This window comes from Phyllobacterium myrsinacearum (genome assembly GCF_002980555.1).
In the GTDB taxonomy this organism is placed as follows: Bacteria; Pseudomonadota; Alphaproteobacteria; order Rhizobiales; family Rhizobiaceae; genus Phyllobacterium; species Phyllobacterium myrsinacearum.
On record NZ_PVBT01000010.1, the window covers coordinates 62,657 to 77,442 of the forward strand.

The following is a 14,786-nucleotide window of genomic DNA, read 5'->3' on the forward strand; positions in this document are numbered from 1 at the left end:
CAAGGGAAACTCCCGCGGCGGTCACAGGCGATAGTTTAGCGGCAAAAGCCGCGATACAGATCAGGTGCAGACCCATTCGCGGATCTTGCATGCCTGCGCCTCACCGCCGCACAGATGCGTCGCCTTCTCCTCTGCCTTGCGCCGGGTCGCCTCCGAGGCGGCACCCCAGGCGGACAGTCCACCGGACGCCTTGCCGACCGACAGGGCAGCACAATGCTCATAGGGAAAGCCCGTCCCGTCATCGTCATTCCAGTGGCGATGATTGCGGAACACCGTCACGATTTTGCAGCTCTTTCCGTCTGCGTTCTCGCAATGTTTGAGCGCGCTGTTTTCCGCTTCGTCGCGCTTGTCCGCACCCCAGAAAAAGCCGTGCCGGTTATCCCCGGCGGAATAGGCGATTGCGCCCCAGATTCCTTTCTCGGCAAGGGCCGGTTCCGGAATGGATTCGGGCGCAGACATATCGGCCGCCTGGCTTGCGGGAGAAAAACCGACGACCATTGCGAGCAGTCCGATCAAAAGGGCACGATTGGCATGCATATGAATGCTCCATTGTCTGGGGGTTGCACTATGGAAGCGCGGCGCGGTTTTCATCCCGCCACGCTCCCGACGGACACAACCACGCAGCTGTTGCCCGAGGCGATCAGCAGGGCTTGGCCGCCATTGTTTGCGAGATTGTAGTACGGTGTTCCGGAAAGGGTTTCAGCAAGCGTGCTTCCCTGCGGCAGGGTCGTGATGACCTCCTGGCAGGGCTTTTGAAACGGCGCCACCCGGACAAAGGTCCCTTCACATCCGGAAGCGGTCGGGGAGGCCACCACAACACCGGCCGCCTGTTCCTTGTACTCGGGGGTGTCATAGCTCATTCCGGCAACGGCCTGCACGGGATGCGCATCCGGGGACGTCTTGTTCCATTGGGTATTGACGGCATAGGTGGAGCCGAAGGTCAGCGCCTGTCCGAGCGCGGGGAAAAGATTGGCACAGGTGCGGATGCCGGCCTGGCTGATATGGGTGCGAAACGGCGTATCGTCGTTGGCTCCGGCGGGGGCCTGCGCCTGCGCGGTAGCGGCGGCCGGGAACACCGACCCCATAGGCGGATAGAACTGAAAAGCCAGCGCCGCTCCCGCAACGGCAACAGCCCCGATGCCGGCGAACCATTTGAGGCGGCCCGGCCGGGGCAGCCCGGAACCGGCGGGTTCTCCCTCGCCTCCCCCGTTCTCGGAACGCGACAGGATACGATCATTGATCGATTGCTTGGCCAATTTGGTTCTCTCCCGCTACTTGATCGCCGACAGGGCAGCCGCCAAACCTTTGAACGGGGCCTCGATGCTGACGTTTTCACCCGAATTCAAAGAGTACGACACCCGCGCTGTTGTCTGTTTACCGATTTGCTGGCGCAGGACCGGGCCGACCGGCAGATAACCGATGCAGACGGCCGTGTCGCAGGCCTTCACCTCGACACCGACATCGCGGTCCATTCCGGCAAGCCCCAGCAAAATCTTGCTGCCAGCGCCGATCACTGCCGGAGCCCGCAAGATCATGAAGGGCTTGCCATCCACATTTGCCGCCAGGGACCAGCTGAACACCGGCGTTCCCTGCTCATCGGTGAAGGACTGGCTGATGTTGCATACCTTGCGCCGGGTCTTCAGGTTCTCGTCGCAAATCAGGGTCCAGTTCTCGAAGGGATGAATGATCCGGCGGTATTTGCCGATCGGCACCCCCTGCGGCACGAGCACATCCGATGGCTTGACCTTGTAGCCTGCCGCCACGGCCTGGCTGCCTGTAAGGAGCAGGCAAACCAGAACCCTTGATAGTGACGGAAGTCTCGCACGTGCCATCGCGTCAGCTGTCTCAGTTGAGGGTTACGCTGACACCCGCGCCGACGCCCACACTGCCGCCGGTCGTGGCGCCGGACAGGTTGGCGCGCACGCGTCCATTCTCGCTGGTGTAACCGGCGCCGAAAGCCAGGGCGCCTTCATTGCGCCAGTAGCCGCCGCCCATCGACACGCTGAGCTTGCCGGGGCGATCATCATAGCGCAGCGACGCGGCAGCCAAACCAATGGCAGCGGCCCGTCTGGCCTCGCTTCGCACCTCACCGATATCATTGTTCAACTGGCCCAGCTTGGAGTCCGTATAGGCATTGGCGCTGTTGAGCGTCGTCGCGCCAACCTGATCGGTGTAGGCCTTGGAGTCGGTGAATGTCGTGCTCAGCCCGTCCTTCAGTTGTTTGACATTCACCGCATCCGTATTGGCAACGCCGGTCGCAACATTGCTGATCAGCACAGGGGCATTGGGATCACCGCCCTGGAGCGTGATTGTATTTGTCTTGCTGCCATTGTTCGTGTCGTACTGGACCGCGGAGTTTCCCAGGTTGGTAATGCCGGTCGAGAGCGATGCAATCGACTGATTTGTTGCATAGAGCTGGCTGCCGTTGATGGCGTCAGTCGATGCTGCATTGATCTGGCCCGCCGCCACATTGGTGATCGTCCGTTCCGCACCGGCACTGCCGACACTCACTGTTGACGTCGGATTGGTGCCTGCAAAATTATAGGTCTTGCCGTTGATGGTGGTGCTGGTGGTTGCAACCACGGCCGAGGTGGTTGAGCCGGCACCCAGCGCGACGTCCCCGGCTTGCGAGGTGGCCTGCGCGCCCGCGCCAAGCGCCACATTGGTCGCATAAGTTGTCGAGGCTCCGGCACCCAGCGCCATGGACTGGATGCCGTTCGCCTGCGCATTGGTGCCCAGGGCGACTGAATCGGCAAAATTGACCGTGGCATTCTGACCGAGAGCGATGCCCCCCGGAGCCGTTTGCTGGACAAGTGCGCCATTGCCGATGCCGATGCCATTGTCGCCATTGACGACGGTCGATGGGCCTACCGCCACGGAATTGGTGCCCACGGCCAGCGAATCCGCCAGAGTGGAGTTGGCATGGAAATATTTTGTTGTCGTGGTGGCAAACGAAGTGAGGGCGCCGGAAAGCTGGCGGATCGTCACTGCATCGCTTGCCTGCGTGCCATCGGCAACATTGGTGATCTGGCGATAACCGGTGGCATTGCCGACCGAGACGGCGCCGAGCAAGGCAAGGTCGGTGGTGTTGTAGGGAATGAAGGTGCCGATCGTACCTGTCGCTGGCGCGAGGGCGCGGCCGGATACCGAGCCCGCACCGAGTGCGACACCGCCGAGCACCGTGGCCTGGGTATTGTAGCCGAGGGCCAATGAATCGGCGGCCGTCGACGAGGCGGCAACGCCCGCCGCCAGCGAATTGATCCCGGTGGCACCGTTATTGGTGTAGTTTGCCTGCTGCGTGCCGCCATCATTGAAGCTGTAATAGTGCGTGAGCTGTCCCGATACGGCCTCGATCGATTGGTTCGTTGCGAAGAGCTGCGAGCCGTTGATCGCGTCCGTCGAAGCCGCGCCGATCCGGCCTGCCGCCAGATTGGTGATCGTGCGCTCAGCGCCCGCTGCACCGACACTGACCGTGGAGGTCGGGGTGGTTCCCTGAAAGCTGTAGGTCGTGCCGTTGATGACAATGCCGGGCGTGCCGACGGCCACGGCGGTGACAGAGCCGGAGCCCAGCGCCACGTCGCGGGCATTGTTCGCTATGGCCGTATCGCCAAAAGCCAGCGAACCGGCACCGAGTGCACTGCTGGTGTTGCCGAGCGCGACCGACCCCTGGCCGATGGCCCTGTTGGAGTTGCCGATAGCCACAGCACCATTGGCCGCATTTGCAGCCGTTGCGCTCGCTGTCCCATCTGAATTGGCAATGTTGTTGGCGCCGCCGGTGAAGGCGCCCGTGCCGCTGGCATAGCTCGGATCGCCGATGGCAACCGCACCGTCACCATAAGCGGTATTGCCGGCGCCGATCGACACTGCCTTGCCACCGGTTGCCGTTGCGCCGGTGCCGATGGCCACGGCGTCGGCCGAATCGGCCTTGGCGCTCGTACCGAAGGCGATGGCGTCCTGCGCGCTCGCATTGGCCGACTTGCCGATCGCGCTGGCGTTCACACCGCTCGCCGTGGCACCCAGTCCCACAGCGGTTGCACTGGCGGCGGTCGCCGTGGCGTTGTTGCCGAGTGCGGTGGTGGAGACGTTCGTGGCCTGGGCTCCAGAGCCGGTTGCAACGGAACCTGCTCCACTGGACACGGATTGATTGCCCAGAGCCAGGGAGAAATCACCGGAAGCCTTGGCGACATTGCCAAGTGCTTGCGCGTTTAAACCTGCGGCATTGGCCTGGGAGCCGATGGCGACGGCATTTTGCCCGGCGGCGTTGGCGAGATAGCCCATGGCTGCGGTCCCCACCCCGGAGGCACTTGCCCCGTTGCCGACCGCCGTGGACTGGTTCGCCGATGCGGTGGCGGAGGTTCCGAACGCACTGGCCCCGGTCCCGGTGGCCGAAGAGCTCGAACCGACTGCGGCCGACCATGCTCCCGTTGCGGTTGAAGCCGTCCCGAGCGCAACGGCCTCGAACGTGAAACCAGCAGGCGCGGTGCCGCTTGCATCGGCATTCGTGCCAATGGCAACGGGAGAACCGCCGCCCGTTCCAGCGTTTGCCTTGGCGCCGACGCCCATAGCTATGGCGGAGCCGTTTGAAGATGAAGCGTTGGAGGACAATCCAATCGCCACCGAGGCACCGCCCGAAGAGCTGGCCGTCGAGCCAAGGGCGATGGCGTTTGCCCCGTTTGCCGTGGTGTTGACACCAAAGGCTGATGCTCCGTCCGCAAGTGCGCGGGCGTTGCCGCCTACGGCAAGTGCATTGACACCGGTGGCATTCGCGAAGACACCCACGCCTATGGCGTTGAGGCCACTGACGCCCATCGAATAGCCGATGGCAATCGAAGCATCGCCCGTTGCGGTGATAGCGGTGCCCAACGCCACGCCATTATTGCCATTCACATGGGCGCCAGCGCCGATGGCGGTTGAGGCGGCGCCGGGAGCGGTGCTGCCACATCCGATCGCTGTGCTTTGCCCCCCTGCGGAGGGAGTCGTGCAGTTCGCGACGTTGGTCAGAACGCCGTTGCCAATGACAACCTGCGCGAAGGCCGCCTGCGGAATCATGATCCCTGCCACGACAAGCTGCGCCCCAAGCACCCCGCCGGCACCGAGCGTGCCCAGTCCCAGCCGATTGCGTTTGATACCAAGAACACGGTGGGCGGACCGCAACACCGCCATCAGACGGCGGCGCACCGAGCGGTTGCCGTCAACCGCTCCCGGCAGCCAATGTCCAGTGGAACGGGCAATCCTGCGAAGAGCAGTAACGCATGACAGAAGCATCATTTTGCAGTCCCTCTCAAATTAGCGGCGGCAGGTTCTTCCGCGAACCCCGCGTTCATTTCCGATGCACAGTGATATGGATGTCAGTTCTGAATGGCAGCGGCGCCACCGGCACCGGCGTATCGGGCAAAGAACTCCCGGCCATCCTTGCGGCCGATGGCTTCAATGGGATCAAGAGCGTTTGCATACCAGTCGTCCCCGTCGGGCGGCGTGGCAAGAAGCGCCTGGGTCATCCGGTCGGACGGCATCACGTGCGCGAGACGGTCGCGGATCGCGTCAAGATGCCGGTCGGGCGGCCCGTTTTCGTAAAAGGGGGCCGTAAGACCCAGCGCATAGGTTGCAAGCAGAAGATCGCATCGGGGATCAGGCTGCTCCGTCTGCTGCCGCTGCTTCAATGAAGCGGCGACAACTTTTATCCTGCGGTCAATGTCATCAAGCAGGGATTGCGGCAAAGCGGATGCGGGCTCCCCCTGCAACCCGTTTCCTGCCGGCAGGCAACCGGCCATCCCGCTCGACGTTCCCGGCCAAAAACGTTTACGAAGAGTGGCGATCTGAGTTTCCACGAGTGACAAGATGTATCGCTCCCACTTGCGATCTATGCGGCGCGATCATTCATTTCACGGATTTCAACCAAGTAAACTAGCTAGAAATTGGGAGCAATATTTTATTCTTTACTTAAAAATCAAAGTACATAAAATTATATGCAAGAAAAATATTGATATATCAATGGGATTGTCGGAATAATTTCAAAAATCATTCAAATATAGAAATAAATATTGGCGAATAGTGAGTATTTTATACCGCCAGAAGCCGAAAAGAAAAATACTATTCCAGACAGCGACTGGGACATGAGCAGTGAGATTCGCGAAAGCCATGCATTCCCGCCCAGACTCAAGCGAGCGTTGCCGCGTCATGCAGCAGGCAAGCGCTTGAGTGTCATGAACACCCGTTAAGACAAGGACCCTATGCAGCAGCGTATAGCGATATATGCTCTTGCGTATCGAAAATTAACCGCGCAACCTTGTTCTTCCAGCGTTCGAAGAACCACCGGCATGCCGTGTCGGCGTTTCACATGGAGCCAATATGGATTCACCGATACCCTCATCTGTTTCACAACCGGTCGTGGCAAAGCTGACACGCGCCGCAATATTTCTTGTCCTCACGGTCAAGCCCGGACAGGCCGCCGCAGCAGCAACGCGTGCACTGTGCGGCGATCTCTCGGGGCTTCTGCGCGCCGTGGGTTTCCGCGATCTGGAGAGCGGCCTTTCCTGTGTCATGGGCTTCGGCTCCGATGTCTGGGACCGGCTCTTCGGGGATCCCAGACCGAAGGATCTGCATCCCTTCCGCGAAATCCGCGGCCAGCATCACGCCGTTTCGACACCGGGCGACATTCTCCTGCACATCCGGTCGACGCGCATGGATTTGTGCTTTGAAATGGCCACGCAGATCATGGCACGGCTTGATGGCGCGGTTGCCAGTTCGGATGAGGTGCACGGTTTCAACTATTTCGATGACCGCGATCTGATCGGCTTCGTTGACGGAACGGAGAACCCTGTTGACCAGGCGGCCCAAAGAGCCACGATCATCGGCGAGGAAGACCCGGCCTTTGCGGGCGGGAGCTATGTCATCGTGCAAAAATATCTGCATGACCTGAAACGGTGGAACGATGTGCCCGTTGCTGAGCAGGAGAATATCATCGGCCGGACCAAGCTTTCCGACATTGAACTTGACGATGCCGTGAAACCGACTTCTGCCCATAACGCGCTCACGACCATTATCGAAGACGGTGAACAGCTCGAAATCCTGCGGGACAACATGCCGTTCGGCGATGCGGGCAAAGGCGAGTTCGGCACCTATTTCATCGGCTATGCGCGTTCGCCGCACCGAATTGAACAGATGCTCGAAAACATGTTCATCGGGCGGCCGCCTGGCAATTACGACCGGCTGCTCGACTTCAGCCGTGCGGTAACCGGCACGCTGTTCTTCGTTCCCACCGCGACGTTCCTGGACAATGTCACGCCCGAGGGCGCGGCCTCTGCCATCGCCGCCCCGGCTGGAGACAGCTCCGGACCGCAAGATATCGTCAAACCACAACAACCCCGGAGCGACGGTTCGCTCGGCATTGGTTCGTTAAAGAAGTGAGGCAGACAATGAACAATCTTCATCGGGAGCTCGCTCCGATCTCCGCCAGTGCCTGGGAGCAAATCGAGGAAGAGGCGTCACGCACCCTGAAACGTCATTTGGCGGCCCGCCGGGTTGTGGATGTCGCCGGCCCGAAGGGTGTTGATTTTTCCGCCGTGGGCACCGGCCATGTGAAGCCGATCCAAGGCCTTGGCGAGGGAATCCAGTCGGTCCAGCGCGAAGTCAAGCCGTTGGTCGAGGTGCGGGTTCCCTTTGAACTCACGCGGCAGGCCATTGACGACGTCGAGCGTGGTTCGACGGATTCGGACTGGACCCCAGTCAAGGACGCGGCGCGCAAGCTCGCGTTCGCCGAGGACCGGTCGGTTTTTGACGGGTTTGCCGCGGCAGCCATTCAAGGCATCCGCGAAGGCAGCAGCAATGCGCCCGTGCCGCTCCCGCCGATTGCCACAGGCTACCCGCAGGCCGTGGCGCAAGCGGTCAGCCAGCTGCGGCTTGCCGGCGTGAACGGCCCCTATGCGCTCGTTCTCGGTGCCGAAGCCTACACCGCCGCGAGCGGCGGAAGCGACGAAGGCTATCCCGTCTTCCACCATATCGAGCGCGAAGTCGACGGAGGTATCATCTGGGCGCCTGCTCTGGCAGGCGGATTTGTGTTGACCACCCGCGGCGGTGATTTTGAGCTGGATATCGGCCAGGACATTTCCATCGGCTATCTCAGCCATTCCAGCACGGCAGTCGAACTTTATCTGCAGGAAACCTTCACATTCCGCATGCTGACGGCAGAAGCGGCCGTTGTCTTGTCCGCCGCATGACGGTGCGTTGCGCGTGCCGTCGCTGGAGCCGCCGCGGCAAATCAATCGGGCAGGACGCGTTTCACTGAAAAGGAGCATGGACATGAGCGAATCGATCACTCTCACCGACCATCAGGCAATCCGGGACTGGGTTTCGGCGCGGGCCGGATCTCCGGCCATCATCGACACCGCGCCGGAACCCGAGGGAACGCCGGTGCTCCGCATCGTCTTCGAACCGGAGTTTGTTGCGGATGTTGACCAGCCCCTGGACGCCGGTGGCCTCGAAGTGGTCGAATGGGATGATTGGTTCCGCCTGTTCGATGCGCAGAACATGGTTTTTCTGATCGCCAAGGACGAACCGGGCAAGCTCGATATGTATCACCAGATCCTGAAGGCCTAGGCCAGGGGCATACGCACAGAAATCTCTCTGATACGACAAAAGAACGGCAACGTCCCTTGTGCCGCTCCCTGTGGCAAGCCTATGATAGCCGATGAAAAACACCTCTCCCACTTTTGAAGCTGGATTGAGCGGCCGCGCATGGCCGAAAATCCTTTTGAATTACCGCAAACCGCACCGTGGCCGCAGCATTTTCGAGCTTGCAGTGACCGTCATCCCCTTCGCCATCCTGTGGGCGGTGTGCTGGGCTGCGGTCCATTACGGCTTCTGGTGGGGATTGCTGTTTATCATTCCGGCGGCAGGCTTCCTGCTGCGCCTGTTCATGATCCAGCATGATTGCGGCCATGGCTCCTTTTTCGCTCACAGGCATTCGGATGACTGGACAGGCCGGGCAATCGGCGTTCTCACTCTGACCCCCTATGATTACTGGCGGCGCGCCCATGCGCTGCATCATGCGTCGGCCGGCAATCTGGATGAGCGCGGTGTCGGCGATATCACGACCCTGACCGTCGCCGAATACCGGGCTCTTTCCCGCTGGGGCCGCCTTGGCTACCGGTTGTATCGGCATCCGGTGATCATGTTCGGCATCGGACCGGCATGGCTTTTCATTTTCAAGCAGAGATTGCCGTTCGGCATGATGCGTTCCGGGGCGCAGCCGTGGATTTCCACCATGGCGACGAATTTTGCCATTGCGCTGCTGGCGGCCATCCTGATCTGGCTGGTGGGTGTCATTCCCTTCCTGATGGTGCATCTGCCGATCGTCGTTCTCGCCGGGGCTGCAGGCATCTGGCTGTTCTACGTGCAGCACCAATTCGAGGAAACCCATTGGTCGCAAGGTGCTGACTGGCAGTTCCAGGAAGCCGCCCTGCACGGATCCTCGCATTACGTCCTGCCGCTTCCCCTCAGATGGCTGACCGGCAATATCGGCATCCACCATGTCCACCATCTCTCCAGCCGGGTGCCCTACTACCGGCTGCCGGAAGTTCTGCGGGACTATCCCGAACTCGGCAATGTCGGACGCATCACCATTCTGCAGAGCCTGCGCTGTGTCAAACTGGTGCTGTGGGATGAAGGCCGCAAGAGACTGGTCACGTTTCGCGAGGCACGCAACCTGGCCTGACCGCGGCAGGTTCTCCGGCAATCTCCTCCCCGGCAAATGCATCTTTCCTGCCTTGCCCGGCAGACAAAAAGCCCTGTAGAAAGCAGGGATCGATCCGTCGCGGATGACGGACGCAATCCAAATTGGTGAGGACGACAGCGTGCCGAGATTGTTTTCAAGTGTGGTCTTGTTCGGGTTGGCTCTGACAGCGGTCAGCGCGATTGTTCCGGTTTCCGGCGCCAGCGCGGCGCCATCGGCCGCACAGTGCAAAAAGCTCGACCCGAACGGGCGGGATATGGGCGGCGACACGCATTTCAGCATCGCCATCCGCGACAAGAAGGCCGATCTTGTCGCCAAGATGCTGGCCTGCGGCGCCGACGTGAACCAGAAAACCCAGGAGGGCTGGGCGCCACTGCACACCGCAGCCTATTACGGCCCGGCAAGCGTCATCGATCTGCTGGTTTCCAAGGGCGCAAAGGTCAACATCGTCGGTGACTACGACAAGATGACGCCGCTTCACATGGCGGCTAGCTACAGCGATGATCCCGCCGTGGTTCAGGCTCTGCTCAAACACGGAGCGGATAAATCAGCCAGGACTGCAGGCGGCAAAACTGCACTGGAACTGGCGGCCGACAAGCCCGCCATTGCCGCACTGTTGAAGTAGAGGGAAGCGGCCCTGTGCCCTTCCCCCTTGTTGCGGGCCGGTCAAGCTCCTAGGTTTCGGGCATGCGGTCGGAAATCGTTTAAGCAATGTTAGCGTTCGCCAAAAAGCTGCGGGACGAAGTTGGAGGGGGCGTCCTGACGTCCCTCGCCCTGCATCTTTTGGTTGCGGCATTGCTGTTTCTCCAGCTTCCCCAGTGGAAAACCACACCGCCAGAGCCGGAAAGCGTGGAGGTGAAGGTCGTTCCGCCGCCCGAACCGCAACCAAAACCCGAACCTGAACCGGAAAAAAAGGAAGAGAAGGCGGAGGCGCCACAGCCGCAGCCCGCCCCGGCCCCCGCCGCCGCGGCGGCTTCGTCGCGAGCTACTTTTCCAATCTTGCCCAGGTCCGAGAAGGAATCGACGGAAGAAAAAAAGCCAGCTTCCGGCGAGGGTACAACACAGAATGAGGCGTCAACGCCGCAGAGTTCTGACGCTGAAACGGCAAAGACGGATGCCGGTCAGAGTGCTTCTCCCATTGAAGCCAAACCGGTGACGCCGGATATTGCTGAATCACAGTCTTCCCCCAAGCCCAGCGAGACTGCTGGACAGGCAGAGCTACAATCCCCCACTCCTACCATGTCCCTTGAAAATGCAGCGGTATCTCAACAAAAATCGCAGCCTGTTCCTAAGAAAATAGAGCAGCAATCTAAACCCGACGGATCCAAAGCAATGAAAAGCTCTAACCCGTTCGCAAATTTGAGCCAGAAGTTCTTACCAAATCCAAGGCTCGATCCAAGAATGGGTCGGGTTGTCACACATCTTTCACCACAAGGGCGTCTCAAAAGCCTCTGTACAGCGGAGGCAATTGGACAATTGGGTTTGGGACAGAACGACGCGCTGGTCCTTACAGGACCTTCAAGCGGGTTTGTATCAAATACTTCCTACAAGGGCGTCGGCGTATTTTTTCGCCGTAACGGGAACTGGTACAACTGGGACTTTCAGTGTTCCGCCGATTCTAACGTCACTCGTGTCTCATCATTCCAATTCAAAATCGGCAACGCTATTCCAAGCAGTGAGGTGCGTAAGCGCGGCCTGCCAATGGATTAGCAAGTACAAATCTTCCCAATTGCCCCAGCGCGGCACGAATGCCACGCTGTTCATCCCAAAACGCAGGCGGTTTCAGTTCAGGCGGATCTGTTGCCGGTGATTGCGTGATAGAGCCAGAGCACGACGACGGAACCGATAACGGCGACAATCAGGCTGTAGATGTTGAAACCCGTGACGCCGGTGGCACCGAACAGGCTGAAGATAAATCCGCCGGCGACAGCGCCGACAATGCCCAGAACGATATCAAGGATAAAACCCTGGCCGCTCTTGTTGACGATCTTGCTGCCAATAAATCCCGCAACAAGTCCAAGTACAATCCAACCGATAACAGACATGCGAACATTCCTTCCTATCCATTGGCTTAATGTCGTCATGTTTTCGCATAGATTGAATAAAAGCAAGATGGTTGTGCTTTCTCCCGGAATGAACAAATATCTTTGCGGGGGAGAACGACAGATTTCGAGCTGAAACCGAGCAACGTTGAAGGGAGATCGAGATGGGAATTTTCGATAATGCGGTACCAGGCGGAAATATATCGAAGCCGCTGATCATTGCGCTTGGAGCACTTCTGGTTGGAAAAATGCTGAGCGGCGGTTCGAGCCAGCCCGCGCAGGCTCCCGACAATCCGCAGACGGCGGACAACGGCAATACCGCGGCTGGCGGCGGGCTCCTTGGCGGGCTCGGCGGGCTCCTGAACAGCCTGACCAATGCGGGCCATGGCGAAACGGCAAACTCCTGGCTTCAGCCGGGTGAAAACAAGCCCATCGCTCCTGGCGACCTCGGCAGCGCGCTTGGCCAGAAAACCATCAGCGAGATCGCCCAGCAAACCGGCATGAGCGAACAGGACCTGCTCGCGCAGCTGTCGAAGATCTTGCCCGGCGTGGTCGACCAGCTCACGCCGAACGGTCAGGTACCAAGCACGCAGCAGATTGCGTCGCTTCTGAAATCCTCGTCATAAAGTTCAAACCGGCCGCAACGGTATTGGTTGCGGCCGGTCTTGACCCGGCCGCCTGGGATCAGGCAACGGAAAGTTCGGTCTTGCGCGCGCCAACGCTGGCGAGCCGCATCACGACAAGCCCGAGCAGCGGGAAGGCGCCGCCGATCCAGCCGAGATAATCAAGGCCGAGATTGGCGATGATCAGGCCGCCGATGAACGATCCCGAGGCAATGCCCAGATAAAGCGCCGAACCGTTGAGCGACAGCGCGAGCGGCGCGCTCTCCGGGGCGATCGCCAGAATCCGGCTGGCCTGCGCGGGCGGGAACATCCAGGCGGCAATGCCCCAGAGAACCATGATCGTCATGAGCGCCGGACCGGCAATTTCATGCGGCCATTGCATGATCCAGCTGATCGCCATCAGTGACGCCGCATTGAGGAAGGAGGCGGCGATCACCGTGCGCGTCGGGCCGAAACGGTCCGATAATTGTCCGCCGGCAACATTGCCAAGGGCAGCACCAAGACCGAAGGCCAGCAGAACCAGCGGCACCATCGCGCGGGAAAGACCAGTGCCCTGCACCGCGATGGCGGCGATATAGGTGAAAACAATGAAGCCGCCGGCCATATAGAGCAGCATGGTGACAAGCGCGGGAAAGAGCCCGGGATGGCGGATCACACCGAGCCGCTGGCGCAGGGTCAAGCGGTCGGCGCGCAATCCGCGCGGCAGGAGAAACCAGACGAAGGTTGTCGCGGCGGCGCCGATCAGGGCAATGAAGATATAGGTGCCGCGCCAGCCGGCAAATGATGCGATCAGCGCCCCGAGCGGTGCGCCGAAGGCCACCGCCAGTGTGGTCCCGCCGACGATGACGGAAATCGCCCGTGCCCGGTGGTGCGATTCAGAAATGGCGACGGCCGTGGCCTGTGCCGTGGCCGCATAGAGCCCTGCCGACATGCCGATCAGCAGCCGGGCGGCTGTGAGAAACGCGTAGGACGGCGCAAATGCCGCCAGAATCGCTCCGATGACGAAAGTGGTGGCACTGCCCGCCAGGATGAGACGGCGGTCTGCCGATCCGGTGAGGGCGGCAAGCAGCGGCGCGCCCAGCGCATAGGCGAGCGCGAACATGACCACGAGATAACCGGCTTGAACCAGCGTCACGCCGGTGTCTCCGGCGATCTGCGGCAGAAGGCTGGCGACGACAAAACCTTCAATGCCAATGACGAATGTACCCAACGCCAGGCCGACAAGGCGAATGTCCATGGGAGATATCCTTTGTTCAATGATCCTTGAACTATTGAACTCACCAGCATGTGAAGTCAAGAATAAAGTTCAACGATTATTGAACATTGAACTTTTCGTACGCACTTGCTAGGTAGGAAGGCATGACCCACCCGCTGTTTCATCCGGATGCTGAAGAGATTTCGCTTCCCGCCATCTTCACCGCGCTCGGCGACGAGACGCGCTTGAACATTATCGCCATTCTCGCGCGCAACGGTGAACGCGCCATGACATGCGGGCAATTCACCGAACTTGGTTCCAAAACAGCCCTGAGCTATCATGTCGCCAAGCTGCGCGAGGCAGGGGTGATCAATGTGCGGCCCGACGGAACGAAACGATTTCTGACCCTGCGCCGTGCCGATCTCGACAATCGCTTTCCCGGCTTTCTCGACTCGGTCATTGCTTCGGCGAGCACGATCCCTTTGCCTGAAAACCAGTCTCCGGCCGGTCCGGCCGAAACCCCGGGAGAAACCGAATGGACATAAAATCGAGCGGCTCCATACCCACCCGCCGCGCGCCGGAAGAATGGTTCACCGGCACGGTCTGGCAGGACCCGATCATCCAGGCGCCCTCCCCGGCGCGGCTGATCTCCGTCGTCGTGCATTTTGAACCGGGCGCCCGCACCGCATGGCACACCCATCCGCTTGGCCAGACGCTCTATGTGGTTTCAGGCGCAGGCCTTGCCCAGGTCTGGGGCGAGGAATTGCGTGAAATCAGGGCTGGCGACGTCATCTGGATTCCGCCTGGCGAAAAGCACTGGCATGGCGCGGGCCCGGCAAATTCCATGTCGCACATCGCCATGCAGGAAGCCCTGGACGGCAATGCCGTCGAATGGATGGAAAAGGTTTCCGATACGCAATATTCCGGCACGGAATAATCTGCTAGCATGCGTGCGGGCATCAAAACCCGGCTTTGCAGTGGCGTTGAAAGGAAAACCCATGGCGTTCGAAGACATCAAGGCACAGATTGCGCTTCTGCTCGAAGAGATGGTGCAACGGCCTGCCGATGCCCATGAAATCCACGAGACCCTGCGCGAACACCTGAACGAACTGAAGGCCATGGGCATGCCGCTCCCCGAGGACCTTGTCGCCCTCGAGAAGCAGCTGGAAGTCGACTTTGATTCCTGAGCGCCACGC

17 protein-coding genes are annotated in these 14,786 nt (G+C 60.4%); 10 read left to right on the forward strand and 7 right to left on the reverse strand.

Features of this window, described 5'->3' with window-relative positions; translation table 11 throughout:
- Window positions 1-60: 60 nt before the first annotated feature.
- The 5 genes from C5750_RS24810 to C5750_RS24830 all read right to left on the reverse strand — a co-directional run bounded on the left by C5750_RS24810 (window position 61) and on the right by C5750_RS24830 (window position 5,771).
- Window positions 61-537, reverse strand: coding sequence for a DUF4189 domain-containing protein (locus C5750_RS24810; protein WP_342588485.1), 477 nt, complete (start codon window positions 535-537; stop codon window positions 61-63).
- A 50-nt stretch (window positions 538-587) separates the two neighbouring features.
- Window positions 588-1,256, reverse strand: a complete 669-nt coding sequence (locus C5750_RS24815; protein ID WP_105737869.1) for a hypothetical protein — start codon at window positions 1,254-1,256, stop codon at window positions 588-590.
- A 15-nt stretch (window positions 1,257-1,271) separates the two neighbouring features.
- The gene (locus C5750_RS24820) at window positions 1,272-1,832 is read right to left on the reverse strand and encodes an invasion associated locus B family protein (RefSeq protein ID WP_105737871.1); all 561 of its coding nucleotides are present in this window, start codon (window positions 1,830-1,832) and stop codon (window positions 1,272-1,274) included.
- A gap of 13 nt (window positions 1,833-1,845) precedes the next feature.
- The gene (locus tag C5750_RS24825; protein WP_105737873.1) at window positions 1,846-5,268 is read right to left on the reverse strand and encodes a YadA-like family protein; all 3,423 of its coding nucleotides are present in this window, start codon (window positions 5,266-5,268) and stop codon (window positions 1,846-1,848) included.
- 80 nt (window positions 5,269-5,348) lie between these two features.
- The gene (locus C5750_RS24830) at window positions 5,349-5,771 is read right to left on the reverse strand and encodes a hypothetical protein (RefSeq protein ID WP_105737875.1); all 423 of its coding nucleotides are present in this window, start codon (window positions 5,769-5,771) and stop codon (window positions 5,349-5,351) included.
- A 577-nt stretch (window positions 5,772-6,348) separates the two neighbouring features.
- On the opposite strand from C5750_RS24830, the gene C5750_RS24835 reads away from it, so the two are divergent.
- From C5750_RS24835 to C5750_RS24860, 6 genes are all read left to right on the forward strand, one after another.
- On the forward strand, window positions 6,349-7,407 hold the full coding sequence (locus C5750_RS24835) for a Dyp-type peroxidase (RefSeq protein WP_199537978.1): 1,059 nt from the start codon (window positions 6,349-6,351) through the stop codon (window positions 7,405-7,407).
- Window positions 7,408-7,415: 8 nt separating this feature from the next.
- Window positions 7,416-8,216: a family 1 encapsulin nanocompartment shell protein gene (locus tag C5750_RS24840; RefSeq protein ID WP_105737877.1), complete on the forward strand. Its 801-nt coding sequence runs from the start codon at window positions 7,416-7,418 to the stop codon at window positions 8,214-8,216.
- Window positions 8,217-8,298: 82 nt separating this feature from the next.
- Entirely contained in the window at window positions 8,299-8,595 is a 297-nt protein-coding gene (locus C5750_RS24845) for a hypothetical protein (RefSeq protein WP_105738132.1), read from the forward strand.
- Between the two features lie 91 nt (window positions 8,596-8,686).
- Window positions 8,687-9,712, forward strand: coding sequence for a fatty acid desaturase (locus C5750_RS24850; protein ID WP_105737879.1), 1,026 nt, complete (start codon window positions 8,687-8,689; stop codon window positions 9,710-9,712).
- A gap of 139 nt (window positions 9,713-9,851) precedes the next feature.
- Window positions 9,852-10,355, forward strand: a complete 504-nt coding sequence (locus C5750_RS24855; RefSeq protein WP_245421247.1) for an ankyrin repeat domain-containing protein — start codon at window positions 9,852-9,854, stop codon at window positions 10,353-10,355.
- An 86-nt stretch (window positions 10,356-10,441) separates the two neighbouring features.
- Window positions 10,442-11,440 (forward strand): DUF930 domain-containing protein, encoded by a 999-nt coding sequence (locus C5750_RS24860; protein WP_105737882.1) that lies wholly within the window; start codon window positions 10,442-10,444, stop codon window positions 11,438-11,440.
- A gap of 77 nt (window positions 11,441-11,517) precedes the next feature.
- Here the strand turns inward: C5750_RS24860 and C5750_RS24865 are convergent, their stop codons facing one another.
- Complete coding sequence (locus tag C5750_RS24865; protein ID WP_105737884.1) at window positions 11,518-11,775, reverse strand: GlsB/YeaQ/YmgE family stress response membrane protein; 258 nt, start codon at window positions 11,773-11,775, stop codon at window positions 11,518-11,520.
- 161 nt (window positions 11,776-11,936) lie between these two features.
- On the opposite strand from C5750_RS24865, the gene C5750_RS24870 reads away from it, so the two are divergent.
- Entirely contained in the window at window positions 11,937-12,398 is a 462-nt protein-coding gene (locus C5750_RS24870) for a YidB family protein (protein WP_105737885.1), read from the forward strand.
- A 58-nt stretch (window positions 12,399-12,456) separates the two neighbouring features.
- Here the strand turns inward: C5750_RS24870 and C5750_RS24875 are convergent, their stop codons facing one another.
- A complete protein-coding gene (locus tag C5750_RS24875; protein ID WP_105737887.1) occupies window positions 12,457-13,632 on the reverse strand; it encodes an MFS transporter in 1,176 nt (391 codons plus the stop codon).
- Between the two features lie 122 nt (window positions 13,633-13,754).
- Here C5750_RS24875 and C5750_RS24880 point away from each other — a divergent pair, with 122 nt between their 5' ends.
- The 3 genes from C5750_RS24880 to C5750_RS24890 all read left to right on the forward strand — a co-directional run bounded on the left by C5750_RS24880 (window position 13,755) and on the right by C5750_RS24890 (window position 14,777).
- Window positions 13,755-14,135: an ArsR/SmtB family transcription factor gene (locus C5750_RS24880; protein ID WP_105737889.1), complete on the forward strand. Its 381-nt coding sequence runs from the start codon at window positions 13,755-13,757 to the stop codon at window positions 14,133-14,135.
- Window positions 14,126-14,527, forward strand: a complete 402-nt coding sequence (locus C5750_RS24885) for a (R)-mandelonitrile lyase (RefSeq protein ID WP_105737891.1) — start codon at window positions 14,126-14,128, stop codon at window positions 14,525-14,527. The genes C5750_RS24880 and C5750_RS24885 overlap by 10 nt, the downstream gene beginning before the upstream one ends.
- 61 nt (window positions 14,528-14,588) lie before the next feature.
- Window positions 14,589-14,777: a hypothetical protein gene (locus C5750_RS24890; protein WP_105737893.1), complete on the forward strand. Its 189-nt coding sequence runs from the start codon at window positions 14,589-14,591 to the stop codon at window positions 14,775-14,777.
- The last annotated feature ends 9 nt before the right edge of the window (window positions 14,778-14,786 follow it).